Origin of the sequence: Kocuria sp. ICS0012 (assembly GCF_001665945.1) — a bacterium.
Lineage (GTDB): Bacteria > Actinomycetota > Actinomycetes > Actinomycetales > Micrococcaceae > Kocuria > Kocuria marina.
Genome location: NZ_LZMM01000069.1, coordinates 38,218 through 60,952, shown reverse-complemented (window position 1 = coordinate 60,952; position 22,735 = coordinate 38,218). Strand labels below are relative to the sequence as shown.

General features: G+C 67.7%; 18 protein-coding genes. 15 read left to right on the top strand and 3 right to left on the bottom strand.

Annotated features, from left to right (window positions below):
• The first annotated feature begins 591 nt into the window (after positions 1-591).
• From A5728_RS11170 to rbsD, 7 genes are all read left to right on the top strand, one after another.
• On the top strand, positions 592-1,833 hold the full coding sequence (locus A5728_RS11170; RefSeq protein ID WP_156523454.1) for an MFS transporter: 1,242 nt from the start codon (positions 592-594) through the stop codon (positions 1,831-1,833).
• A gap of 125 nt (positions 1,834-1,958) precedes the next feature.
• Positions 1,959-3,113: a LacI family DNA-binding transcriptional regulator gene (locus tag A5728_RS13780; protein WP_082943431.1), complete on the top strand. Its 1,155-nt coding sequence runs from the start codon at positions 1,959-1,961 to the stop codon at positions 3,111-3,113.
• On the top strand, positions 3,106-4,659 hold the full coding sequence (locus A5728_RS11155) for a sugar ABC transporter ATP-binding protein (RefSeq protein ID WP_064847139.1): 1,554 nt from the start codon (positions 3,106-3,108) through the stop codon (positions 4,657-4,659). Before A5728_RS13780 ends, A5728_RS11155 begins: the two co-directional genes overlap by 8 nt.
• Positions 4,656-5,630, top strand: coding sequence for an ABC transporter permease (locus A5728_RS11150; RefSeq protein ID WP_064847138.1), 975 nt, complete (start codon positions 4,656-4,658; stop codon positions 5,628-5,630). The genes A5728_RS11155 and A5728_RS11150 overlap by 4 nt, the downstream gene beginning before the upstream one ends.
• A gap of 16 nt (positions 5,631-5,646) precedes the next feature.
• Complete coding sequence (locus A5728_RS11145; RefSeq protein ID WP_064847137.1) at positions 5,647-6,591, top strand: substrate-binding domain-containing protein; 945 nt, start codon at positions 5,647-5,649, stop codon at positions 6,589-6,591.
• On the top strand, positions 6,591-7,574 hold the full coding sequence (locus tag A5728_RS11140) for a ribokinase (protein WP_082943429.1): 984 nt from the start codon (positions 6,591-6,593) through the stop codon (positions 7,572-7,574). Before A5728_RS11145 ends, A5728_RS11140 begins: the two co-directional genes overlap by 1 nt.
• Positions 7,568-7,951 (top strand): D-ribose pyranase, encoded by a 384-nt coding sequence (rbsD, locus tag A5728_RS11135; RefSeq protein ID WP_064847135.1) that lies wholly within the window; start codon positions 7,568-7,570, stop codon positions 7,949-7,951. The genes A5728_RS11140 and rbsD overlap by 7 nt, the downstream gene beginning before the upstream one ends.
• Before the next feature lie 128 nt (positions 7,952-8,079).
• Here rbsD and A5728_RS11130 read toward each other — a convergent pair whose 3' ends face one another.
• Positions 8,080-9,531, bottom strand: a complete 1,452-nt coding sequence (locus A5728_RS11130) for an MFS transporter (RefSeq protein WP_082943428.1) — start codon at positions 9,529-9,531, stop codon at positions 8,080-8,082.
• Between the two features lie 147 nt (positions 9,532-9,678).
• Between A5728_RS11130 and A5728_RS11125 the strand changes: the two genes are divergently transcribed.
• The 6 genes from A5728_RS11125 to A5728_RS11100 all read left to right on the top strand — a co-directional run bounded on the left by A5728_RS11125 (position 9,679) and on the right by A5728_RS11100 (position 19,619).
• The gene (locus A5728_RS11125) at positions 9,679-10,581 is read left to right on the top strand and encodes an IclR family transcriptional regulator (RefSeq protein WP_231885627.1); all 903 of its coding nucleotides are present in this window, start codon (positions 9,679-9,681) and stop codon (positions 10,579-10,581) included.
• Positions 10,582-10,655: 74 nt separating this feature from the next.
• The gene (locus tag A5728_RS11120) at positions 10,656-11,597 is read left to right on the top strand and encodes a shikimate dehydrogenase (RefSeq protein WP_082943427.1); all 942 of its coding nucleotides are present in this window, start codon (positions 10,656-10,658) and stop codon (positions 11,595-11,597) included.
• The gene (locus A5728_RS11115) at positions 11,594-13,450 is read left to right on the top strand and encodes a bifunctional sugar phosphate isomerase/epimerase/4-hydroxyphenylpyruvate dioxygenase family protein (RefSeq protein WP_064847134.1); all 1,857 of its coding nucleotides are present in this window, start codon (positions 11,594-11,596) and stop codon (positions 13,448-13,450) included. Before A5728_RS11120 ends, A5728_RS11115 begins: the two co-directional genes overlap by 4 nt.
• Positions 13,451-13,495: 45 nt before the next feature.
• Positions 13,496-14,887, top strand: coding sequence for a D-serine ammonia-lyase (locus A5728_RS11110; protein ID WP_082943426.1), 1,392 nt, complete (start codon positions 13,496-13,498; stop codon positions 14,885-14,887).
• 84 nt (positions 14,888-14,971) lie between these two features.
• Positions 14,972-15,673 (top strand): TetR/AcrR family transcriptional regulator, encoded by a 702-nt coding sequence (locus A5728_RS11105; protein WP_231885626.1) that lies wholly within the window; start codon positions 14,972-14,974, stop codon positions 15,671-15,673.
• Positions 15,674-15,851: 178 nt separating this feature from the next.
• Complete coding sequence (locus tag A5728_RS11100) at positions 15,852-19,619, top strand: MMPL family transporter (RefSeq protein ID WP_064847133.1); 3,768 nt, start codon at positions 15,852-15,854, stop codon at positions 19,617-19,619.
• 159 nt (positions 19,620-19,778) lie between these two features.
• Here A5728_RS11100 and A5728_RS11095 read toward each other — a convergent pair whose 3' ends face one another.
• Positions 19,779-20,273 carry an Hsp20/alpha crystallin family protein gene (locus tag A5728_RS11095; protein WP_064847132.1) on the bottom strand — a complete coding sequence of 165 codons (495 nt, stop codon included), beginning with the start codon at positions 20,271-20,273 and terminating at the stop codon, positions 19,779-19,781.
• A gap of 259 nt (positions 20,274-20,532) precedes the next feature.
• On the opposite strand from A5728_RS11095, the gene A5728_RS11090 reads away from it, so the two are divergent.
• Positions 20,533-20,952 (top strand): ChaB family protein, encoded by a 420-nt coding sequence (locus A5728_RS11090; RefSeq protein WP_064847131.1) that lies wholly within the window; start codon positions 20,533-20,535, stop codon positions 20,950-20,952.
• Between the two features lie 63 nt (positions 20,953-21,015).
• On the opposite strand, the gene A5728_RS11085 is transcribed toward A5728_RS11090, so the two are convergent.
• On the bottom strand, positions 21,016-21,495 hold the full coding sequence (locus A5728_RS11085; RefSeq protein WP_064847130.1) for a GNAT family N-acetyltransferase: 480 nt from the start codon (positions 21,493-21,495) through the stop codon (positions 21,016-21,018).
• 61 nt (positions 21,496-21,556) lie between these two features.
• On the opposite strand from A5728_RS11085, the gene A5728_RS11080 reads away from it, so the two are divergent.
• Positions 21,557-22,519 (top strand): 1-phosphofructokinase family hexose kinase, encoded by a 963-nt coding sequence (locus tag A5728_RS11080; protein WP_064847129.1) that lies wholly within the window; start codon positions 21,557-21,559, stop codon positions 22,517-22,519.
• Positions 22,520-22,735 lie beyond the last annotated feature (216 nt).

The window sequence follows — 22,735 nt, the reverse complement described above, 5'->3', positions numbered from 1 at the left end:
CCCCCGCCGCCGGGGGCCCCCCCCCCCCGCCCCCCCCCCCCCCCCCCCGCCCCCGGCCCCCCCCCCCCCCCCCCCGGCCCCCCCCCGCGGGCCCCCCCCCCGCCCCCCCCCCCCCCCCCACCCTCCTGCGTTTCTTGGGTCGTGACTGGCGCCTCAGCCCGGGGACCCTCGGACGAGCGGCTGACCCCCCTGCTTTAGCTGAGCAAATGCCGATTCGCGGGGGGTGATGCTGCTTTTGCTCCACTTCGCATTCCTCGACTACGTCAACTGCACAAAATAGCTGACCCTTGATCGGCCCCAACAACCGCTCGGGCTCGACGAATTGCCCTGTCATCAGCCTCGGCGCCACGTCGCGGCGGTGACCGAAGTGATCGGTATCAGGCCCGTCCGTTCGAGGATGGGCCGGGAATACTCCGTGCAGTCGACGTGGACGAAGCGCTTGCCTCGGACCTGGGCCGACTTGGCGCGCTGGGCCACGAGGGTGCAGTAGAGACCGCGGCCCGATGGCCCCCGGGTAACATCGAGGTGTCGTCAGGGGATTATCCGCGCGTGTGGTCGGGTGCGCGGCGTCGGTCGTACCCAGGAGAATCCGTGAGCACTCGCCCACCCGCCGTCCCTGAATCCGCCCAGGACTCACTGTCCCTCGCGGCTGCGGGCGGATGGCCCTTCCTCATCACCGCGCTGGTTGGCAGGCTCCCCGCCGCCACGGTGCAATTGGGTCTGTTGCTGTACGTGAGCGGGGCCGGTCTGGGCCTGGGGCTCGCGGGGATCACCGTGGCCGCCGCGGGACTCGGTTCCGCCGTGGGCGCGCCCGTGATCGGGCGGTTGGTGGATCGCTTCGGACCCCTGCCCGTGGTGCTCGCGGCCACCGTGGTGCAACTGCTCGGGATGGGATCGTTGCTCGCAGTGGTCCTTCACGACGCGCCCCGGTCACTGATCCTGGTGTGCGCCGCGGTGGTCGGCGCCGCGAACCCCCAGGTGGGAGCCATCGCGAGGGCCCGCTGGTCCGCCCTGGCCAGGCGCCGGGACACCCCCGGCCTGGTGGGCAAGGCCTTGGGGTACGAGACCGCGTGCGACGAGATCAGCTTCATCCTGGGGCCCGTGATCGCCGGGATCCTGGTGGGTGTACTCGGCCCGAATCCGGCGCTCTTGGTGCTCATGACGTGGGTCGTGGTGGGTCAGGGGTGTTTCATCGCCTACCTGGTGAGCCGCCGCGGCATGAAGGTGGACGCGCAGACGCCCACCCTCACCGACGGCACCGCCCCACGGATCCGCCTGAAGGCCGTCCTCCCGCCCATGCTCGCGTGCCTGTGCGTGGGCACGGTCTTCGGCTCCACGCAAACCGCACTCACCGCGATCAACGCGGCCCGAGGGACCGATGCCTACACGGGCATCATCTACGGCTTCATGGGGCTGGGCAGCGCCGTGGCGAGCGTGCTGGTGTCCCGGCTCCCGGAGCGCGTGCCGCTCGCATGGCGCGTGGCCGGCGGAGCACTTCTCGTGGTGCTGGTGTCCGTCCTACTGCTGCCGGTCCCCGGCTCGGTGGGTCTGGCGCTGCTGTTCACGGTGATCGGCCTGGGCGTCGGCTCCATCCTGGTCAGTGCCTACACGCGCGGTGAGCGCGTGGCCCCGTCCCACCGGATCGCGAGCGTCATGACCATGCTCACGACCTGCCTGGTCCTGGGGGTCTCCTTCGGCTCGGCACTGGGCGGGGTCCTGTCGGTCGTGCCGCGGCACGGGTTCCTGCTCACCCTCGGGGCCGGGGTGGCCGCCCTGCTGGTCTCGGTCGCCATCCACGCGACCCGCCCGCCCGGACGCCGCCGGGACGTCTGAGGACGGGGCCGCGCGGCGTCGTCGCGGCAGCGCGGTATCTCGACACGAGACACCCGCTAGTGTGGCGGGACACATCAGGGGTTGTCCTGCATCACACTCATGTGGCAGAGTGTGGAAACGATTCCATGGAATCGTTTCCACATGGTGTCCCCCCACGAGCAAAGGAGCTCGGCGTGGCACAGCCGCAGTCGCATACCCCGCGATCCCACAGCACGCTTCGAGATGTCGCCGCAGCTGCGGGGGTTTCCGTGGCCACAGCGTCCCGGGTGCTTTCAGGAAGCCCGGCAACGAGCGCAGCGTCTCGTGAAGCCGTCACGGCAGCTGCGGCGCAACTGGACTTCCGTCCCAATGTTCAGGCTCGCGCGCTCCGCAGTTCTCGGACGGGCTCGATCGGATTACTGATCCCAGACATTCGGAATCCTCACTTCGCGGATCTCGCACACGCCGTGGAACGCCATGCTCGTGAGCGGGGCTTGGTCACTCTGATCTCGGCCGCTGACGAACGCCTGGAAACCCAGGAAGCGGCGGTGAGGCTCCTGATGTCCCACAACGTTGACGGGTTGATCGTCGTGCCCCAGGGCCAGCGTGACACTGCTAGGGGGCCCAAAGCCCTTGAGGCCGTAGAACAAGCGGGCATTCCTTTGGTCTTGGTGGACCGCGTGGTGTCGAAGTTGGACGTTCCGGCGGTCGTGCCGGATACCCGAGGTATTACTCAGGCCGTGGAAGAACTTCTGGCCTTGGGTCATGAGCGCATCGCGCTGATCGCAGGCCCCACGAGTTCATCCACGGGCCGGGAACGACGCCATGCCTACGAGTCGATTCTTGGGGACACAGGACGCTCAACGGTTGCCGAGCTCGTGTACGAGGGTGACTTCCAGCCAGGCTCGGGTCGCCGGGGAATCGAACACCTGCTCTCTCTACCGGGTGCACGACGTCCGAGCGCTGTGATCATCGCTGACGGGCCAATGGCGATGGGCGCTATGGCCGCCCTCAATGAGCGCCGCGTGAGAGTCCCCGAGGACATCTCGGTGGTGGCGCACGACGACCTTGAGGCGTTCCGGCTGTGCAACCCGCAGCTTTCCGCAATCGTCCAGGACGTAGAGGCAATGGGCGCAGAAGCGGTGTCGTTGTTGCTGGACCGAACCCCCAGTAGCAAGGGAAGCATCGTGCGTCATCCCACTCACTTCGAAAAGCGAGGATCCGTGGCGCCGTACCGTCCTTCCTCGATGTCAGTTCAATCAACAAGCAGGACAAGAAGGGAGGCGATGACCAATGAGTGAACCGTTGATGCAGTTACGCAATGTTTCCAAGTCGTTCGGATCGGTCCGTGTGATCGAGGATGTCAGTGTTGCCATCCACCCGGGGCAGGTAACCGTCCTGCTCGGCGAAAATGGTGCGGGAAAATCGACGCTGATCAAGATGATGTCCGGGATCTACCAGCCGGATTCAGGTGAAATCATCGTCGATGGCACACAGGTCCACCTACCGCATGTGAGAGCGGCCGAGCGCTTGGGCATCGCGACCATCCACCAAGAACTCAATCTCGTCCCCACTATGAGCGTCGCTCAGAACATTTCCTTAGGGCGAGAGCCCCGGAAGTTCGGTGTGGTGGACCGGAAGAAGCTGGCTCGTATTGCGCGCGATGCCATGGCTCGCATCGGTATGGACTTGGATCCATCAGCAAACCTCGGGGATATGGGTGTGGCCCGTCAACAGCTGGTCGAAGTGGCCAAGGCCTTGTCACTGAACGCTCGCATTCTCATTCTGGACGAGCCGACGGCCGCCCTGACCGGCACCGAGTCCGCCGCGCTCTTCGCAGTCATCGATGAGCTCAAAGCGCGCGGGGTTGGAATGGTCTTCATCAGCCACCATATGGACGAGATCGCACGGGTAGGGGATACCGTGGTGGTCCTCCGGGACGGCCTTGCCGTAGCGGAAGTCGCCGCGTCCACGACCGAGGATGAACTCATCCGTCTGATGGTGGGCCGCGAACTCAGCGAGCAGTTTCCCCGTCGTCCTCGCCGCCGGGACGACGACGCCGAGGAGTTGCTCTGCGTGCGAGGGGTTTCCGCGGGGGATCTGGTGAAAGATGTGAGCTTCTCCCTCTACCAGGGTGAGGTCGTGGGGATCGCCGGATTGGTGGGTGCGGGCCGTACGGAATTGATTCGTGCGATCGCGGGAGCCGAGAAGCGCACTGGGTCCGTAACGATCGCTGGACAGGACCTACCTGCGGGTGATGTCGCGGCGGCAGTGCAAGCCGGGATCGGTCACGTTCCGGAGGACAGGAAGCATCAGGGGCTCGTCCTGGATGCGTCCGTGACACACAACATCGGTTACGCCACGGTGGGCCGCACTGCGAAGGCGGGCCTGGTGGACCGGGCGGGCCAGCGCCGCCGTGCGCAGGATGTCGCGGCAAAGCTGCGGGTGCGCATGCGAGACATCGATCAACACGTGCGGGATCTGTCGGGCGGTAACCAGCAAAAGGTGGTTTTCGCGCGGTGGGTAGCAGCCGGATCCAGGATCTTGCTTCTGGACGAGCCCACACGAGGAGTCGATGTGGGGGCAAAGGTGGAGATCTACGAGCTGATCCGGGATGTCACCGATGCCGGGGGAGCGGTTCTGCTCGTCTCCTCCGAACTGCCGGAGGTGCTCGGGATGTCAGACCGCATCTTGGTGATGTCCGAAGGGCGAGTTTCCGGTGAGCTATCCAGTGAGCAGGCCACGGAGGACTCTGTCATGGCTCTGGCTGTGTCCAACTCCCACAGTGACGCGAGTGCAGAGCGCGCTATTCACACTCTGGAACGAGAGACGAGAGAACAAGCATGAACAGCATCTCAACAGGGGCATCGAACCGGCGAGGATTTGACCTCAAAAATTTCGCGGCGAACAACGGTGCTCTCATCGGGTTGATCGTCCTGGCCGTCATCATGGCCATTGCCTCGCCTGCTTTCCTGAGCGGGCAGAACCTCATCAATATCGGTGAACAGGTGGCTACGATTGCCATCCTCGCCTTCGGAATGACCTTTGTCATCGTGGCGGCGGGTATTGACCTCTCCGTGGGATCGGTTGCGGCGCTTTCTGCGATGGCGTCTGCATCGATGGTCGCCAATTGGGGCTTACCGGACATGTTGACGATAGTTCTCGGGTTGGCGGTCGGAGCGGTGACGGGGGCGGTCACCGGTATCGCGGCGGCGTACGGGAAACTCCCCGCTTTCATCGCATCTCTGGCCATGATGTCGGTGGCCCGCGGTCTGACCATGGTGATTTCCGATGGTCGCCCGGTCGAGGCGCCCAGGCAGATGGCCGTACTGGGTGGTGAATTGGGGGGCATTCCCGTGCCAATCGTGGTGTTGATCATCGCGGGTCTGATCGCCACGTTCATCCTGCGCTTCACCGTGGCCGGGGCCTACATGTACGCGGTGGGCGGCAACATTGAAGCTGCTCGGCTGTCGGGAATTCCAGTCAAACGCATTGTCGTATTCGTGTTCGTGCTCTCAGGTGCTTTCGCCGGATTGGCGGGCATGGTCACTGCAGGGCGGCTTGACTCGGTGCAGCCGACCATCGGCACCGGCGCCGAACTTGATGCCATTGCCGCCGTGGTCATCGGTGGGGCATCTCTGTCCGGTGGCGTAGGGCGGATCTCCGGCACCCTCGTGGGTGCCTTGGTTCTGGCCGTGATCCGCAACGGCCTGAACCTCCTCAACGTCTCCCCGTTCTGGCAACAGGTGGTCATCGGTGTAGTGATTGCGATCGCGGTGCTCTTCGATGTGATTCGTCGCAAGAACGCGCGGTTGTGAGGGGGACGGAAAAACCATGAAGCAACCAACACGACGACAGTTGCTCAATCTGGGCCTGGCAGGCATTGCCGGTGCGGCTCTCGCCGGGTGTGCCTCCGGAGGGTCCTTACCGAAGGTCACCCTGACACTGTCCACGCTGTCCAATCCGTTCTTCGCGGACCTCCGGGATGGCGCCGCGGCCACCGCTCGCGAAGTGGGTATAGACCTAGCGGTCGTCAATGCCCAGGACAATGCCGAGAGCCAGTTGGATCAGATGCGGACGGCCGCGGTCAGCGGATCCCGCGCGGTGATCGTCAACCCCGTGGACTCCGACGCCGCCAAACCTGCTGCTACCGCAGTCATGGAGCAGGGCATTCCCCTGATCGCCGTGGATCGGGGCATCACGGACCGAACGCCGGACAGCTTCATCGCATCGGATAATGTGGCCGGTGGACGGCAGGCTGCCACGCTCCTGGCGGGCCTCCTGCATAGCAGAGGCAAGATCGCGGTCTTGGAAGGCCAACCGGGTGCCTCTGCCACGCGAGACCGGGGGGAGGGGTTCCTGAAGGAACTTCGGAAATACCCCGAAATGCAGGTCGTCACCTCTCAGACGGCCAACTTCGATCGGGAGGAGGCCCTGGACGTGATGACCAACATGATGCAGGCGGTCCCGGACATCGATGCCGTGTATGCACACAATGACGAGATGGCACTGGGCGCCGCGGTGGCACTGGGTTCTCGTGCAGGCACGGATGTCAAGATCATCGGATTTGACGGTGGCGGGGATGCACTCGAGGCCGTGAGGGTCGGTACGCTTTCAGGCACCATCGCACAGAGTCCGGCGGAGTTGGGCAGGCAGGCCGTTCTGCAAGCCGTTCGAGTCATCCACGGCGAGCCGCCGCAGGCCAGCGTTCCCGTGCCGGTCACCACGGTGACCAAGGACAATGTGGACGAATTCCAGAACAAGGCCGAGGAGTCCTGATGCCTGTTCCTACGACGGCTTCCCTTTCGTCCGTGCCGCAAGCGACGGGATCCGGTTCCGTCGACGTCACCGTGGTGGGATCGACCAATGCGGATGTCACCGCCACGGTTCCTCGATTACCCGGCAAGGGAGAAACCCTCCTAGGTACCTCGCTGGTGACTTCGCCTGGCGGCAAGGGCGCCAACCAGGCCCTGGCAGCCTCCCGGGCGGGCGCGACCGTTCGCTTCATCGGCGCGGTGGGTGATGACGACGCCGCATCCACAGCACTCTCCTACCTCCGTTCCGACGGAGTGGACCTCTCTGCTGTCCTCACGCGCCAGGAAGTGCCGACCGGCACGGCCCTGATCTGGGTGGAGGATTCCGCGGAGAACTCCATCGTGGTGATCCCCGGGGCAAATGGGAGCCTCACAGCGCAGGACGTCGACCGTGTAGCGGACGATGGCGGTCTGGAGGGTGTTGTGGTGCTGCAGGGGGAAGTCCCGGCGGAGACCGTGGCTCGTGCAGCCCAACGGGCCCCAGGGCGCCTCGTGGTTAACCTCGCCCCCGTGATCGATGTCCCGGTTCACGTTCTCCTCAAAGCCGATCCGCTCATTGTCAACGAGCACGAGGGCGTGGAAGCTCTACGGATCCTGGGCGGGGAACCATCTGGCTCGGGGGAGACCGCGGTGGTGGGCGCACTGTTGGCAGCAGGCGTCCCCAGCGTCGTCATGACGCTCGGTGCCCGGGGGGCGATCGTGGGCGATCCCTCCGGCCTCCGCGCGGTGGCGGCTGCCCATGTGAAAGCCGTGGACACCACGGGTGCAGGTGACGCGTTCGTCGGTGCGGCTGCGGCACGGTTGGCCCACGGTGCCGGCCTGGACGCGGCGGTTTCGTACGCGGCTCGGTTCGCGGCCGGGGCAGTCCTGTCCGCGGGGACCCAGTCGTCCTACCCGCAGCGGGGCGCGAGCCTACCGACGTTGGATGAGGAGGGGGCGACATGCTGAAGGACGGAATCCTGAACGCTGAGCTCAACCATCGCTTGTCGCTCTTGGGGCACACAGACCTGACATTCATCGTGGATGCTGGGATGCCGCTTCCGGTTTCCGCTGCTGTGGTGGACCTCGCCCTCGTCGCCGGGGTCCCGAGTTTTGCGAACGTGTATGCCGCAGTCATGCGCGTCCTGGAGGTCGAATCGGCGGTCATAGCCACAGAAGCGCGCGCCCTAGCGGCTTCTCGGCTGTGGGGGGATCTCAAGTGCCCGATCCGAGACGTTCCCCATGAGGACCTCAAAGCCATGCTGCCGCGGGCCAAGCTGATCATTCGCACAGGTGAGTGCACCCCGTTCGCGAACATCGCCCTGAGCAGCGGAGTGCCATTCTGAGCGTCATCACCGGGGAGCGCGAACCGTGCTACTGATCGGGGCTGATGTCGCGATCGCAACTGGATGTGACGACGCCGCGACGGTCGGGATGATCCCGGCCGTCGCGGCGTCGTTGTACGGGGCAGCGTTCAGCGGCCCGCGGCGTTGTGCTTGTCCAGTGCCACGACCTCGAGAGCCTCCGTGCGGCTGGTGTGCAGGTCGTCGATGTTGCGCAGCGAACGGGACTTGGTCTCCTTGGCCGTGAGTGCGGCGATCACCGAGATCAGACCGGCGGCGCAGACCACGAGTGCCACGTTGAGCCAGGCGTCGCCCTCGGCGCCGGCCACGGCGGTGGCCAGGAAGGGGGTCACGCCGCCGGAGATCGCGAAGCCGATCTGCGTGCCCAGCGCGAGCCCGGACACACGGACCCGGGTGGGGAACATCTCGGCGTAGAAGGACGGCCAGATGCCGTTGGCCATGGAGTAGAACACGCCGGAGAGCACCGCACCCAGGAGGAAGATCAGGACCCAGTTACCGGAGGACACCGCGCCCAGATAGGGGAACATGAGCAGCGAGGAACCGATCACACCCATTACGAAGATGGGCTTGCGGCCCACCCGGTCCGCGAGCAGCGCCCACACGGGGATGGTGAACAGGGCCACGAAGTTGGCGAGCACGGACACCCACAGCATGGTGGAGCGTTCCAGGCCCACGACCGAGGTCGCGAAGGACAGGGACCACACCAGGAACACTACGTTGACGGTGTTGATCAGCGCGGCGGCGGCGATCCGGATCACGGCGGCCTTGTGGTACTTGAGCATCAGGGCCAGCGGGGTCGCGGGCTTCTCGCCGGGGGTCTCGGCCTGGGCGTCCTCGAAGGCGGGCGGCTCCTCCAGGTGACGGCGGATCAGGTAGGCGATCAGGACCACCACGGCGGAGATCCAGAACGGGACGCGCCAGCCCCAGCTGAACAGCTGCTCCTCACTCAGCAACAGAGTGAACGGAATGAACACGGCGGTGGCCAGCAGGGTGCCGAACTGCGTCCCCTGCAGGGTCCACGAGGTGGTGAACGCACGGTGGCGGTCGTGGGCGTGCTCCAGGGACACCGAGATGGCACTGGCCTGCTCACCCGAGGCGGACAGGCCCTGGATCACGCGGCACAGCACGAGCAGGGCGGGTGCCAACAGGCCCACCTGGTCGTAGGTGGGCAGGCACCCGACCAGGAACGTGGCGCCGCCCATCATGAACAGGGTCAGCATCAGGACGAACTTGCGTCCCATCCGGTCACCGAGCGGGCCCATGATGAGCGCCCCCAGCGGCCGCACCACGTAGGCCACGCCCACGGTGCCCATGGCCAACAGGATGGCCACACCCGGGGACGCGTCCTTGGGGAAGAACAAGTGGTTGAGCACGAGCGCCGCCGCGGTGCCGTACACCGCGAAGTCGTAGTACTCGAGCGCGGAGCCGATCCAGCTGGCCAGCGCCGCCTTCTTGGGGGTCTTGACGTTCTCGGGGCGTGCGTCGGTCAGTTGTCCCGCCGACGCCGACGCCGCCGGGGTCGGCGGGTGGATCGGCTGATCCGGTCCTGGGGTCGTGCTCATGAGCGGGTCCTTCCGTGGGGCGTCATCGCGTTGGCAATTGCCAAATAGTGAAAATCACTTCCGAATACTTGAAACCAAGAATGGTGTGGGTCACACTGTTCGTCAAGTGGTCGAGAAGAATGTCCGTCAGCGAATCAGGAGTTGAGCGTGAGCCCCAGCGCATCGCAGCCGCGCGTCGCGGCGTCGGCGGCCCAGGAACCGGAGCAGGAATCCGGCCGGGAACCGGAGCGAGAAGGCGACCGAAAACCGGGTCGGGAGTCCGGGGCGGGCGGGGCCGGTAGCCGGTCCCGGGCCGCTGACCGTTCGGGAACCGTGCGCAAGGGGCTCGCGCTGCTCGAGATGCTGGCCGAGTACCCCCACGGGGCGACCGCCGGGCAACTCGTGGCGGACTCCGGCTACGCGTTCAGCACGTGTTACCGCTTGCTGAGCACCCTCGTGGACGCCGGGTACGCGGAGTACGAGCCCGCGACCAAGCAGTACCGGTTGGGTCTGCTGCTCTTCGCGATGGGACAGAAGGCGGCCACGGCCAGGGGTTACGCCGGCACCGCACTGCCCGTCATGCGGGAGGTCGTGGAGGCGACCGGTGAGAGCTGTCTGCTGGCCGTGCTGGACGGGGACCGTTTCCTCACCGTGCACACCGTGGACGGCCCGCACCACCGCATCACCACGGACCCGGGGGACCGGGGGGAGCTGCACACCTCCGCGCTCGGCCGGGTGCTGCTGGCTTTCACCGCACCGGGCGTCCGCGATGACCTCGTGGCGTCCCTCGACCTCAGCGCGCGCACGGAGCGCTCGCTCACCGACCGCGAGCGCTTGCGCGCGATCCTCACGCAGGTCCGGGAGCAGGGGTGGGCCCTGCAGGACCAGGAGCACGACGACGGTATGGCCGCCCTGGCCGTGCCCGTCATGTCCCCAGGTGCTCCCCTCCAGGCGGCGCTCGCGCTCGCCGCGCCCGTACACCGGTGCGATCCCAGTGAGCTCATCCAGAACGTCCCCCTGTTGCGGGAGGCCGCGGACCGACTCGCGGTGGTGCTTCCGCAGCGCAGCTGATGTTCGGGTCCGGGCTCCCCGGGCCCTGAATTCGCACCTCTTGACCACGGCACACACTCCCCGGAAGGAGTCCCATGTCCACTCGCAACGAGTCCTACCTGGTGGGTTTGATCGGCGACGGCATCACCCAGAGCCTCACCCCGCCCATGCACGAGGCCGAAGCGGACCGGCACGGTTTGCGCTACCTCTACCGCCCCGTGGACCTGGGGGTGATCGGACGCCCCGGCACGAGTGTGGGGGACCTCTTGCGGGCCGGGCGTGATCTGGGGTTCAACGCCTTCAACATCACGCACCCGTGCAAGCAGCTCGTACTCGAGCACCTGGACGAGATCGATCCGCGCGCCGAGGCCATCCAGGCCGTGAACACGGTGCTCATCCGGGAAGGAAAGTTCATCGGGTACAACACGGACTGCTCGGGGTTCACCACCGGATTCGGGCACGGTCTGCCCGGCGTGACCGTGGGGTCCGTGGTGCAGTTCGGTTCCGGCGGGGCGGGGTCCGCGGTGGCCGAGGCCCTGCTGTCCCTGGGTGCGCAGCGGCTGTGTCTCGTGGACGTGGACGTGGCCCGCGCCGCCGAGCGAGCGAACGAACTCGCCGCCCGCTATCCGGACGCGGTGGTGGAAGCCGTCACGGCCGAACAGGCCACGGAGCACATCGCGGCGGCCGACGGCGTGGTCAACGCGACCCCGGTGGGGATGCACCATCACCCCGGGACGCCTTTCGACGTGGGTCTGTTGCGACCGGAGCACTGGGTCGCGGACGTGATCTACCTTCCGCTCGAGACGCCCCTGGTACGGGCGGCGCGGGCTCTCGGGTGCTCGGTGCTGGACGGTGGACACATGGCCGTGGGGCAAGCGGTAGATGCATTTGCATTGATCACGGGGGTCGCCCCGGACAGTGCCCGCATGCGCCGGCACTTCCTGGAGCTCACCGGCCAGGGCGACGACGCCGTTACCGTCCCCGCGTCCGCTGCCGAGGGTGAGCGTAGCCACGAGAAACAGGAGGGTGCCCTGTGAGGACCAGTATCGCCACGGTGTGCCTGTCCGGAACCCTCGAGGAGAAGATGCGGGCGGCGGCCTCCGCCGGGTTCGACGGGATCGAGGTCTTCGAGCCGGACCTGGTGGTCTCGCCGTCGTCGCCCGAACAACTCCGAGAGCTCGCAGCGGAGCTGGGGCTCTCCCTGGACATGTACCAGCCGTTCCGCGACGGCGTGGAGGTGGCCCCGGAGGCGTTCCCGGATTCCCTGCGCCGACTGCGCGCCAAGTGCGAACTCATGAACCGGCTGGGCACCACGGTGCTGCTCGTGTGCTCGAACGTGGCTACCGGTGTTCTGGACGACGACCAGGCGATCGCCGAGCAGCTGCGGGCCGCGGGCGACGTCGCCGACGAATACGGGATCGACCTGGCCTACGAGGCTCTCGCGTGGGGCGCGCACGTCAACGACTGGCGCCACGCACACCGGATCGTGGGACTCGCGGACCACCCCCGGGTCGGGACGTGCCTGGACAGCTTCCACATCTTCTCCCGCGGGGACACCGTGGCCGGGGTGGAAAAGTGCGACCCGGACAAGATCTTCTTCGTGCAGCTCGCGGACGCGCCCCTGCTCCAACAGGACGTGCTCTCGTGGTCGCGCCACCACCGGGTCTTCCCGGGTGAGGGGGACTTCGACCTGGTGGACCTGCTGGGCCGCCTGCACGAGTGCGGGTACGCCGGGCCCGTGTCCCTGGAGATCTTCAACGACTCGTTCCGGCAGGCGGACGTCTACCGCACGGCCGTGGACGGGTTGCGGTCCCTGCGCTGGCTCGAGGACCAGACCGCGGACGCCGTGCGCGACGCCGGCGGGGAACCCGAGCGCGAGCCGCTCGTGCTCACCGATCTGCCCGCTCCGCAGACCCCCGACGACTGGGACTTCGTGGAGCTGCGCACCCGGGAGCTCGGGCGCGTGACCCGGTTGCTACATCAGCTGGGGTTCTCCCTGGCCGGGCACCACCGCTCCAAGGACTCGGTCCAGGCGTGGACGCAGGGGCCGGTGCGGATCGTGGTCTCGGAGGACCCGGGGGCCACCGTGCAGCCCACGCGGCTCGCGGCCCTCGGCTTCCAGGTCGCGGATCCCGACCTCGCCGCGTACCGCGCGGAACGCCTGCTCGCCCGGGCCGTGGATCGCGCCCAGCAGCCGGACGAGACCGTGCTGCACGGCGTGCTCGCGCCGGACGGGACGGAGTTATTCTTCGGCCCGCACGGCAACCATGGGGTGCCCCCGTGGCTCGGGGAGTTCGGCGCGGACCAGGACGACGCGGCGTCGGGCGCCCTGATCACGGGCGTGGACCACGTGAACCTGGCCCAGCCGTGGCAGCACTACGACGAGGCGGTGCTGTTCCTGACGTCCCTGCTGAACCTGCATCCCACGTCCTCGCAAGAGGTCGCGGGGCCGTCCGGACTCGTGCGCTCGCAGGTCATGCGCTCGGAGGGCAACACCGTGCGGATCCCCCTCAATGTGGCGCCCATGGCCGCGGAGCAGGGCGCCTTCACGGGCGCGGCCTACCCGGAGCACGTGGCGCTCGCGTGCTCGGACGTCGTCGCGGTGGCACGCCGGGCACGACGCCGCGGGCTCGCCTTCCTGCCCGTGCCGCGCAACTACTACGAGGACCTCGTGGCCCGCTTCGATCTGGATCCTGAGTTCGTGGCCGAGCTCGAATCCCACGGGCTGCTCTACGACCGGGACGAGCACGGGGAGTTCCTGCACTTCTACACGGCCACGCTGGGCGAGGTGTTCGTGGAGGTCGTGGAACGCCGCGGCGGCTACGTGGGCTTCGGCGCCCCCAATGCTCCCGTCCGGTTGGCCGCGCAGTACCGGGAGTTCGGGGGCTGAGCCCGGTCGGTGGCCTGTGAGAGCATGCCGCGCCATGATGGGGCCATGGATACGCCGGAGATCGAACCCACCACGGAGCCGCCGAGGCAGCACGGGTCAAGGGGTGCGTCGGATCCCGTGCTGTCCCGGCTGGCCCGGGAGGAACCCCTGACATGGTGGAATCCCGCGGTGGACAGCGCCCGGGGGCTGGCGGCTTCCGGGGTGGACCCGGCCTTGGTCGACGACGCCGCGGCGCGCCTCGAGCGGTTCCGGCCCTGGATTGCGGCGACCTTCCCCGAGACCGCGCCCGCGCGGGGGCTCATCGAGTCGCCATTGGACGAGGCCGGCGAGTGGCAGCGCGTGAGCGGTATCCGGACGGGGCGGGTCCTGCTCAAACGTGACGACATCCTCCCCGTGAGCGGTTCCATCAAGGCCCGTGGCGGGGTGCACGAGGTCCTGCAGTACGCCGAGACGCTCGCGGTGCGCCACGGCCTGCTGCCGGAACCACCGCGGCCCGGACCGGACTACACCGTGTTCGGGGCCGAGCCCTTCCGCCGGCTCATGCGGGAGCACCGTGTGGTCGTGGGTTCCACGGGAAACCTGGGGCTGTCCATCGGGATCATCGCCGCGGCGCTCGAGCTGCGGGCCACGGTGCACATGTCCGTACACGCGCAACAGTGGAAGAAGGATCTGCTGCGTTCGCGGGGAGTGGAGGTCGTGGAACACAGCACTGACTACACGGAAGCCGTCGCGGCGGGGCGTGTGGCCGCCGAGGCGGACGAGTCGGTGCACTTCGTGGACGACGAACACTCGCTGAGCCTGTTCGCGGGGTACGCCGTGGCGGGAGCGCGGGTGGCCCGGCAATTACATGACCTGGGTGTCGCTGCGGACGCTGAGCATCCCCTGTACGTGTACCTCCCATGTGGCATCGGGGGAGCCCCGGGCGGCGTGGCGTACGGATTGAAACGGGAATTCGGGGATGCAGTGCACTGTGTGTTCGTGGAACCCACCCGCGCACCCTGCATGCTCCTGGGTGTGTACACGGGTCGTCATGACGGGATCTCTGTGACGGAACTGGGGTTGGACACCCGCACGGTGGCGGACGGGCTCGCGGTGGGGCGGGCCTCGGGATTCGTGGGTCGAGCCGTGGAAGGGTTGCTCGCCGGTTACGTCACGTGCACGGATGACGCGATGTTGTCCCAGGTCAGGAGCCTGCATGGCGCGGAGGGCATGGTGGTGGAGCCCTCGGCCGCCGCGGCCCTGGACGCCCTGCGGCGCGTCGCCCACGAGGGAGCGGGGGAGAACCCGATGAAGATCCCCGACGGGGCCACCCATCTGGCCTGGCTCACCGGTGGTGGCATGCTCCCGGATCACGTGCGGGCGGGATACCTCGCAGGACGCTCCGACAACCGGCGTTCCAGGGACCGACGCCCCCACCATCGATCCCTCGAGGACTGACGTACGCAGACTTGGCGGGGAGGTGATGAGAGCCTCCTCACCAGAAGATGCACACAGTGCAATTACTGCCGTACGATGGATCACGTGTTGACCACGTTGCTGTCCGGATGCGCCGACGACCGTTCGGGTGAGCCCCGATCGGGGGAGCCCAAGGACAAGCGCGAAGCCATTCGGCTGCGCAATCGGCGGGCCATCATCGCGGCCGCGGGTGAACTGGCCACCGAGCTGGGCATCGACCGCGTGACCGTCAACGAGTTGGCCGCGCGGGCGGGGGTCTCCCGCCGGACCATCTTCAACCACTTCCCCTCGGCCCAGGACGCGGTGTTCGAGTACCTCTCGGAACTCGTGGCAGGGCTGATCGACGGGGTGCTGCGGGATCTCCCGGAGCCGACGACGCCGAAGGGTACGACAGCGGCGTCGTCGGACGTTTCCCTGGGGGACGTCTACCGGCAGTTGATCAGATCGCTGCGCACCCACACCCTGATCGAGGAACTCCAACCGGTGTTCTCCGTGGACCTGCAGGACACCCCCGCGGCCTCGCTGTGGGGATTCAGGGTGACCCGCACCGCCGTGGACCGCTTGAACGAGGTGCTGCGCGAACGGCTGCCGCAGCACTCGTCCTTCGAGACGCACTTGGTGGCCACCACGCTCATCAACTCGTTCGCCGAGTGTCTCGACGAATGGGTTGCGCGCACCGGGGGCGAGCTGGACGAGCGGGGTCGCCGGATCTGGGACGAACTGTTGGCCACCGCACTCGGCGTCCTGGGGCGGGGCTTCGATTCCTGATGCCGCGCACCGATCCGAAACCCTGACCAGCACCACCGGCGAGCCCCCGATGCCGGGGCCCGAGACCGCAGACCGGCGCCGCGGCGTCGTCGACAACCGCACAGCACCCATGGACCGATCAGCCGCCGCCCCGCGCGACGCACCCACCAGAGAACTTCCGATTCAGTAGGAGAATCCCGTGGCACGACTTCTGTACAGGCTGGGCAAGAGCGCAGCCTCCCACGCGTGGGCGGTGATCTTGGTATGGCTCGCGGTGCTTGCGTTGGCCGTGGGCGGGGTCGCCATGTCGGGTGTGAACCTGAGCAACGCCATCACGATCCCGGGCACCGAGACCCAGAACCTCGCGGATCGGCTCAAGGACGAACTCCCGGAGGCGAACCAGGGTACCGGGCGCGTCGTGTTCTTCACGGAGGACGGCTCCGAGTTCACGCAGGCTCAGAAGGACGGCATCGCCGAGGCTCTGAAGGCCACCGAGGACGTGGACCAGGTGGCCTCCACGAGCAACCCGTTCCAGACGCAGCAGCAGCTGGACGACGGTCGGCAGCAGTTGCGGGACGGCCGCCAGCAGCTCGAGCAGGGCGAGCAAACACTCGCACAGCTGCGCCAGAACCTGCCGCCGGGCGTGAGCGAACAGCGCATCCTGCAGCAACGCGGGATCGACCCGCAGCAGATCGCCCAGCAGAAGGCCCAGCTCGAAGAGGGTGAACGGGCCATGGAACGCATGGGTGACTACCGCGTGGTCTCCCGGGACGGCAACTCCGCGATCAGCGTGGTGAGCTTCTCGGTGGACCAGACCTCCGTGGAATCGGACACCAAGAGCGCAGTGATGGACGCCATCAAGGACCACCCCGTGGACGGCGTGGACGCCGAGTTCTCCCAGGAGCTCGCGCAGGACATCTCTTCCCTGGTGGGTCCGGCGGAGATCGTGGGCGTGATCATCGCGGCCCTGGTGCTGCTGATCATGTTGCGCGCCGTGGTCCCCGCGGCGCTGCCCGTGCTGACCGCGCTGCTGGGCGTGGCCATCGCCACGAGTGCCACCCTCGCGTTCTCCGGCGTGATCGACATGATGTCCGTGACGCCCATGCTCGGCGTCATGCTGGGCCTGGCCGTGGGCATCGACTACTCCCTGTTCGTGCTCAACCGGCACCGGCAGCAGTTGCGACGAGGTATGCCCGTGCGGGAATCCATCGGGATGGCCGTGGGCACCTCCGGAACCGCCGTGTTCTTCGCGGCGCTGACCGTGATCGTGGCCCTAGTGGCTCTGAACGTCACGGCGATCCCGTTCCTGGGACTCATGGGCACCGTGGCCGGTGTGGCCGTGGCGGTCGCCCTGCTGTTGACCCTCACACTCACCCCTGCTCTGCTCTCCCTCGCCGGGCGGCGTGTGCTGCCCAGGAAGGTGCGGGACGCCGCGCCCCGCGAGGAGAACATCGACGAGCACGACGTCCCCCTGCACCTGCGCCATCCCTGGATCACCACCCTGGCGTGCGCGGCCGTGCTCATCGTGCTCGCGCTGCCGGCCCAGACCATGCGCCTGGGCCTGCCGGACGCGTCCACCGAACCCCAGGACAGCACCCAGTACCAGGCCTACCAGCGCATCGCGGACGACTTCGGTGCGGGTGAGAACGGACCCCTCGCCGTGGTCGTGGACCTCCCCGGGGGTCTCAACGACGCCGAGGCCACCGACAAGATGAACACGGTGGCGGACCGCTTGACGCAGCAGGACGACGTGGCCAACGTGCTCCCCGGTGTGACCACGGACGACAACACCACCGGCGTGATCCAGGTGATCCCCTCCTCGGGACCCGCGGACGCCGCGACCGAGGAACTCGTCAACAACATCCGGGACCTCAACGGCGACCTCCAGGCCAATGAGGACGTCCACGTGGGCGTGGCCGGCACCACCGCGGCGAACATCGACGTCTCCCATTTGCTGGGCGAGAAACTGCCCCTCTACCTGGGCGTCGTGCTGATCATCTCGCTGTTGTTGCTGCTCATGGTCTTCCGCTCCATCCTGGTCCCGGTGATCGCCACGCTGGGCTTCCTGCTCTCCGTGCTCGCGGCCTTCGGTGCCGTGGTGGCCGTGTACCAGTGGGGTTGGGGTGGCGCCGTGTTCGGCGTGCACGATCCCGGGCCCATCCTCAGCTTCCTGCCCACGCTGATGATCGGCATCCTGTTCGGCCTGGCCATGGACTACCAGTTGTTCCTGGTCTCCGGGATGCGCGAGGCCTACGCCCACGGGCACCCCGCGCGCCAGGCCGTGGTCTACGGCTTCAAGGCGGGCCGCTCCGTGGTCACCGCCGCGGCGATCATCATGATCTCCGTGTTCGCGGGCTTCATCTTCGCGGACATGGCCATGATCCGGCCCATCGGCTTCGCACTCGCGATCGGCGTTCTCCTGGACGCGTTCGTGGTGCGCATGCTCCTGATCCCCGCGGTCATGCGTTTGCTGGGCGAGAAGGCCTGGTGGCTCCCGCGCTGGCTGGACAAGATCCTCCCGCACGTGGACGTCGAAGGTGAGTCCCTCGCCGTGCAGGGTGCCGGGCAGTCCGGCACGGTCTCCGAGGGCGACGCCGCCGGGTCCGCCCCCGTCACCGGTCGCCATCGCGCGGTGTCCGGGAAGCGCCGGGGAAAGTCCGGTCACGGGCAGCACGCCGCGACCGCCGCCGTGGCCACCGCGGGTGCGGCCGGTGCGGCCGGTGTTTCCGGTCGGACGACGTCGCACGGTCACCGTGCCGGGGCCGGCGAGCGGACCCACGGTCATGCCGGGAACCACCGCACCGCGGCCGATCACCGTGCCACCTACCACCGGGGATCCGAGCGTCGCTCGGCTGGGCAGCACCATGCCACCGGGGCCCCTCTCGGTGCCGTGGCCGATGACGCCCAGCGCCGCGGTGAGCCCGCGGGCGCTGCCGAGAATGGGGGCTCCCGCGAAGACACCGCAACGCCCGGGACCGCGGGGACCCAGCGGCGTCGCGGTCGGCATGCGGCGGCTTCCACGAGCACGTGCATCGCCGAGGACCGGGCCGCCAAGCCGGCCGCGGACGTGATCGTGCGCGCCGCGGACCCGGTGCTGCGCGCCACGAACCAGGCGTTGCGGGTGCTCCCGGATGTGCTGGATTCCGAGGAGAAGCTGCTCGAGTCCCTGGCCGTGCGCGGCGAGGAAGCGGCACCGCACAAGGCGATGCACAAGCGCGCGAGCTTCGAGAAGGTCATGGTGGCCGGGTACCCGGTCATCGTCGCGCGGCCCAAGGCGGCCATCACCCGGGCGGACGCCCCGGTGGTCGTGCACTGGCACGGCGGCGCGTACGTGAACCCCATGACCACGGTGCACTGGCGCTGGATCGACGCCCTGATGCAGCGCACCGGGGTCACCGTGGTGGTGCCGGGCTACGGGCTCGCCCCCGATCACACGGTGGACGAGGCGCTCGAACTCGCCGACGGCGTGTGGGACCTCGCGCGGTCGTTCGGCCCACGGGTCTTCCTATCGGGTGACTCCGCCGGCGGTGGTCTGGCGCTGGCCCAGGCCATGCGACTGCGGGACGCGGACGATCGCGGCGTGGCGGGTCTGATCCTCATGGCCCCGTGGGTGGACACCACGGTGACGAACCCCCAGATCGAGGCGTACCGGGACGCGGACCACATGCTCGGTACCGACGGCGCTCGGGCCGCCGCTCGGTGGTGGGCCGGCACACGGGACGTCACCGACCCCATGGTGAGCCCCGCGTTCGGCGACGTGCGCGGACTGCCCCGCACATTCGTGCTGCAGGGTGACCGGGACATGCTCTACCCGGACACCATGGAGTTCGTGGCCGAGCTGGTACGAGCAAACGTGGACACCACCGCGGTGGTCTGTGAGGGCGGACCGCACGTGTACGCGCTCATGGTCTGGACGTCGCGCGCGTCCGAGGACCTCGACCACGTGGTGCGGTGGATGAACCGCTGACCCCGTCGTGAACATGAGTGTGCCCCGCAGGGTGACCTGCGGGGCACAGTCATGTCATGGGGCGGTGAGCCCCCGATTGAGCAGGCCTGTTCCGACCGGGTGGATTCGCCGGTCAGTGCCGGTGAAGGGTCGGTCCTGATCGGCCCTGTTCGGTTCTGGTTAGTCCTGCGACCCCTCGGAGTCCGTCTGCACGTTCTGCGAGCGGTCCTCGTCCGAGCCCTTGTCGTGCTCCAGGACCACGTTGTCGTGGTGTTCCTGGCCGGTGGCCACCTGGATCTTGCGCGGCTGGGACTTGGGGGACACGGGGATGGTCACGGTCAGCACGCCGTTGTCGTACGCGGCGGTGATGTTCTCCGTGTCGATGCCCTGGCCCAGGTTGAGCTGGCGGACGAACGAGTGGCTGCGGCGCTCGCGCACGATCCACTTGGTGTCCTTCTCCGCGGAGGGCAGACGACGCTGCGCACGGATGGTCAGCAGCTGACCGTCCACGTCCACGTCCACGCTCGTGGGATCGATGCCCGGCAGGTCCGCGGCAAGGTAATAGTTGGCGCCCTGACGGTAGAGGTCCATGGGCATCTGCTCCAGGCTGTTGCGGCCGGAGAGGACCTGGTTGGCAAAGTTCTGGACCTCGGAGAACGGGTCGAATGTAGCCATGACGATTACTCCTTCACTCTGCGGCACCCACGTGCTGTGCCCCGCGAACCGGTCGATTACCCGCGTGGAGCCATCACGTTTCTTGAGTCTCTGTGACTCAACAACGTCTAATGTAGCAGGCTGTCGGCGGAAGTGCTAGTCATTGACGCACGAAAGCTGAGTGGCACTGACTCAAGCAGCGGGCGGGCCTGTCGCAGCGGCGTCGGCGGCGCGTAGGATCGAGCCACCAGTGACACCCGAACGCTCTGAGGAGGCCCCCGTGCCCAAGGCGAAGAAGAACGGCCACGCGCGTCAGGACGAGATCCCGTCCACGCTGCAACGCTCGGACGAGAAGGCACAGGACACGTTCGCGCAGACCTACGACTCGGCGCAGGAGGAATACCACGACGACGCCCGGGCGGCGCGCACCGCGTGGTCGGCCGTCAAGCACACCCACGAGAAGGTCGGGGACCACTGGGAGCCCAAGGAGCACAACGGGCCCTCGGACGACAGCGCCGAGAAGGGCGGCCTGAACTCGGAGGACACCGCCGGCGGGGTGGACGCTAACGCCAGCAAGGAGCACCTGTACGAACTCGCCCAGGAACTGGACATCACGGGACGCTCGGACATGACCAAGGACGAATTGGTCGAGGCGATCGACAAGGCCAACCGGAAGAAGACGCGCGAGGCCCGCGACTGAGGTTCACCGCTCGGCGGGCTCATACCCTGCGGGTTTATGACTGCTGGCCTGCGATCGGTGGGGCTACAACTGGCGGGCCAGGAAGACCGAGGCCGTGGTGGCGTCGTGGAAGGAATCCACGGGCTCGTAGCCGCGCTTGCGGAACATCGCGATCCCCTCGGTCATCTCCTCGTTGAGGGAGACCACGGCCGTGGTGGCGCCGAAAGCGCGCACCTTGTTCTCGAGTGCCCGCACCAGGGTGCGCGCGTGGCCCTGTCCGCGGTGTTCCGGGGTGACCCAGATCCGGCGCAGTTCCACGCGGTCGTCGTCGAGTTTGCGCACCGCGCCGCACGCGATGACCGAGCCCGTGACCAAATCCGTCATGAGGAAGAAATCCCCGTGCGGCGGAGTGACGTCCTCCGGGCCGGTGACCTCGGTGAGTTCGGGATCGAAACCGCCGTCGATCCGGTTGTTCAACTCGCTGAAGTACGCGCTCAGGGCGCGCAGCGTGTGCTCACTGGCGGCCTGACCTTCCACGATACGAACCGGTGCGGTGACGTTCATCCCACCATGGTGACACCTTGGTGTGCTGTTCACCAGCGCCCGTGTCATGTAGCTTTCGTTCGTGACCGAGACCCGCCCCGGCCCCAAGCCGCGTATCTCCATCCTGGTTCCCACTCCGCTGCTGATCACGGAAATCACGGAACCGGCTGCGCATCGCAACCGCAGTTCCCACGAATCGGACGTGCACATGCACCCCGGCGGGCAGGGGCTGTGGGTGGCCCGGATGGCCGGGTCGCTGGGGGCGGACGTGTCCGTGAGCGGGCCGTTCGGCGGGGAACTGGGCTCGCTGATCCGCACCATGCTGGACGGGTTGGGCATGCAGGTCAATGCTGTGCGCTACGGGTACGGCAACGGCGGATACGTCTACGACCTGCGCGGCGAGGACCGGGAGACCGTGGCCCATATGCCGCCCCCGGAGCTCTCCCGCCATGAACTGGACGATCTCTACGGCACGGCGTTCGTGGACGCGCTCGCCTCGGACGTCCTCACGGTCACCGGGGCCGAACCCGGGGACGTGGTGCCGGCGTCGTTCTTCGGCCGCCTTATCCGGGACACGCGGGATGCCGGGACCACCGTGGTCGCGGACCTCAGCGGCAAGCCCGCACTGGCGGCCGTGGCGGCGAACGTGGACGTGCTCAAGATCAGCCACGAAGAGGTGCTCGATCTCGAGCTCGTCGCGGAGGACACCGCGGAGGCCCTGGTGAGCGCCGGACACATGCTGCTCGAACGCGGTGCGGGCGCCGTGGTGATCTCACGCGCCAAGGACCCCGCGCTGCTCGTGGAGAAGGATTCCGTGCGGGAGGTCTCCGCGCCGTCCATCACACCGCTGGACCACCGAGGGGCGGGGGACTCGATGACCGCGGGGATCTCGGTGGGTCTGGCGCGCGGTTTCGATCTCGTGGAGGCCGTGGCCCTCGGTGCATCAGCGGGAGCGCTGAACGTGGCGCGCCGCGGCCTGGGGACCGGCAACCGCACGACCATCGAGAAGTTCGCCCGCGAGATCACGGTGCGCACGCTGTCCTGACGTTCCGGGTGCTTGACCTGTGGCTCTCCGATTCGGTGCCACGACCCGGCTCCGGCTCGACGCGCCGAGCAGTTCGGTCTGACGCCCAGTGCACCCTGACCGGACGTGGTCGCGGGCAGTTCGGCCCGTGTGAAGCGTGACCGGGTTGGTCCTCCTGGGTGGCCTGGCCCGAATACCGGGCTCTGGTCCGCGTGACGGGCGCGTGTCACCATGGTG

What these genes read in the sequence shown, in the direction of transcription:
- A5728_RS11155 (WP_064847139.1), top strand. Translation starts at nt 3,106, where the DNA reads ATGAGTGAACCGTTGATGCAGTTACGCAATGTTTCCAAGTCGTTCGGA.
- A5728_RS11150 (WP_064847138.1), top strand. Translation starts at nt 4,656, where the DNA reads ATGAACAGCATCTCAACAGGGGCATCGAACCGGCGAGGATTTGACCTC.
- A5728_RS13780 (WP_082943431.1), top strand. Translation starts at nt 1,959, where the DNA reads ATGGAATCGTTTCCACATGGTGTCCCCCCACGAGCAAAGGAGCTCGGC.
- A5728_RS11130 (WP_082943428.1), bottom strand. Translation starts at nt 9,531, where the DNA reads ATGAGCACGACCCCAGGACCGGATCAGCCGATCCACCCGCCGACCCCG.
- A5728_RS11110 (WP_082943426.1), top strand. Translation starts at nt 13,496, where the DNA reads ATGGATACGCCGGAGATCGAACCCACCACGGAGCCGCCGAGGCAGCAC.
- A5728_RS11095 (WP_064847132.1), bottom strand. Translation starts at nt 20,273, where the DNA reads ATGGCTACATTCGACCCGTTCTCCGAGGTCCAGAACTTTGCCAACCAG.
- A5728_RS11145 (WP_064847137.1), top strand. Translation starts at nt 5,647, where the DNA reads ATGAAGCAACCAACACGACGACAGTTGCTCAATCTGGGCCTGGCAGGC.
- A5728_RS11140 (WP_082943429.1), top strand. Translation starts at nt 6,591, where the DNA reads ATGCCTGTTCCTACGACGGCTTCCCTTTCGTCCGTGCCGCAAGCGACG.
- rbsD (WP_064847135.1), top strand. Translation starts at nt 7,568, where the DNA reads ATGCTGAAGGACGGAATCCTGAACGCTGAGCTCAACCATCGCTTGTCG.
- A5728_RS11120 (WP_082943427.1), top strand. Translation starts at nt 10,656, where the DNA reads ATGTCCACTCGCAACGAGTCCTACCTGGTGGGTTTGATCGGCGACGGC.
- A5728_RS11085 (WP_064847130.1), bottom strand. Translation starts at nt 21,495, where the DNA reads ATGAACGTCACCGCACCGGTTCGTATCGTGGAAGGTCAGGCCGCCAGT.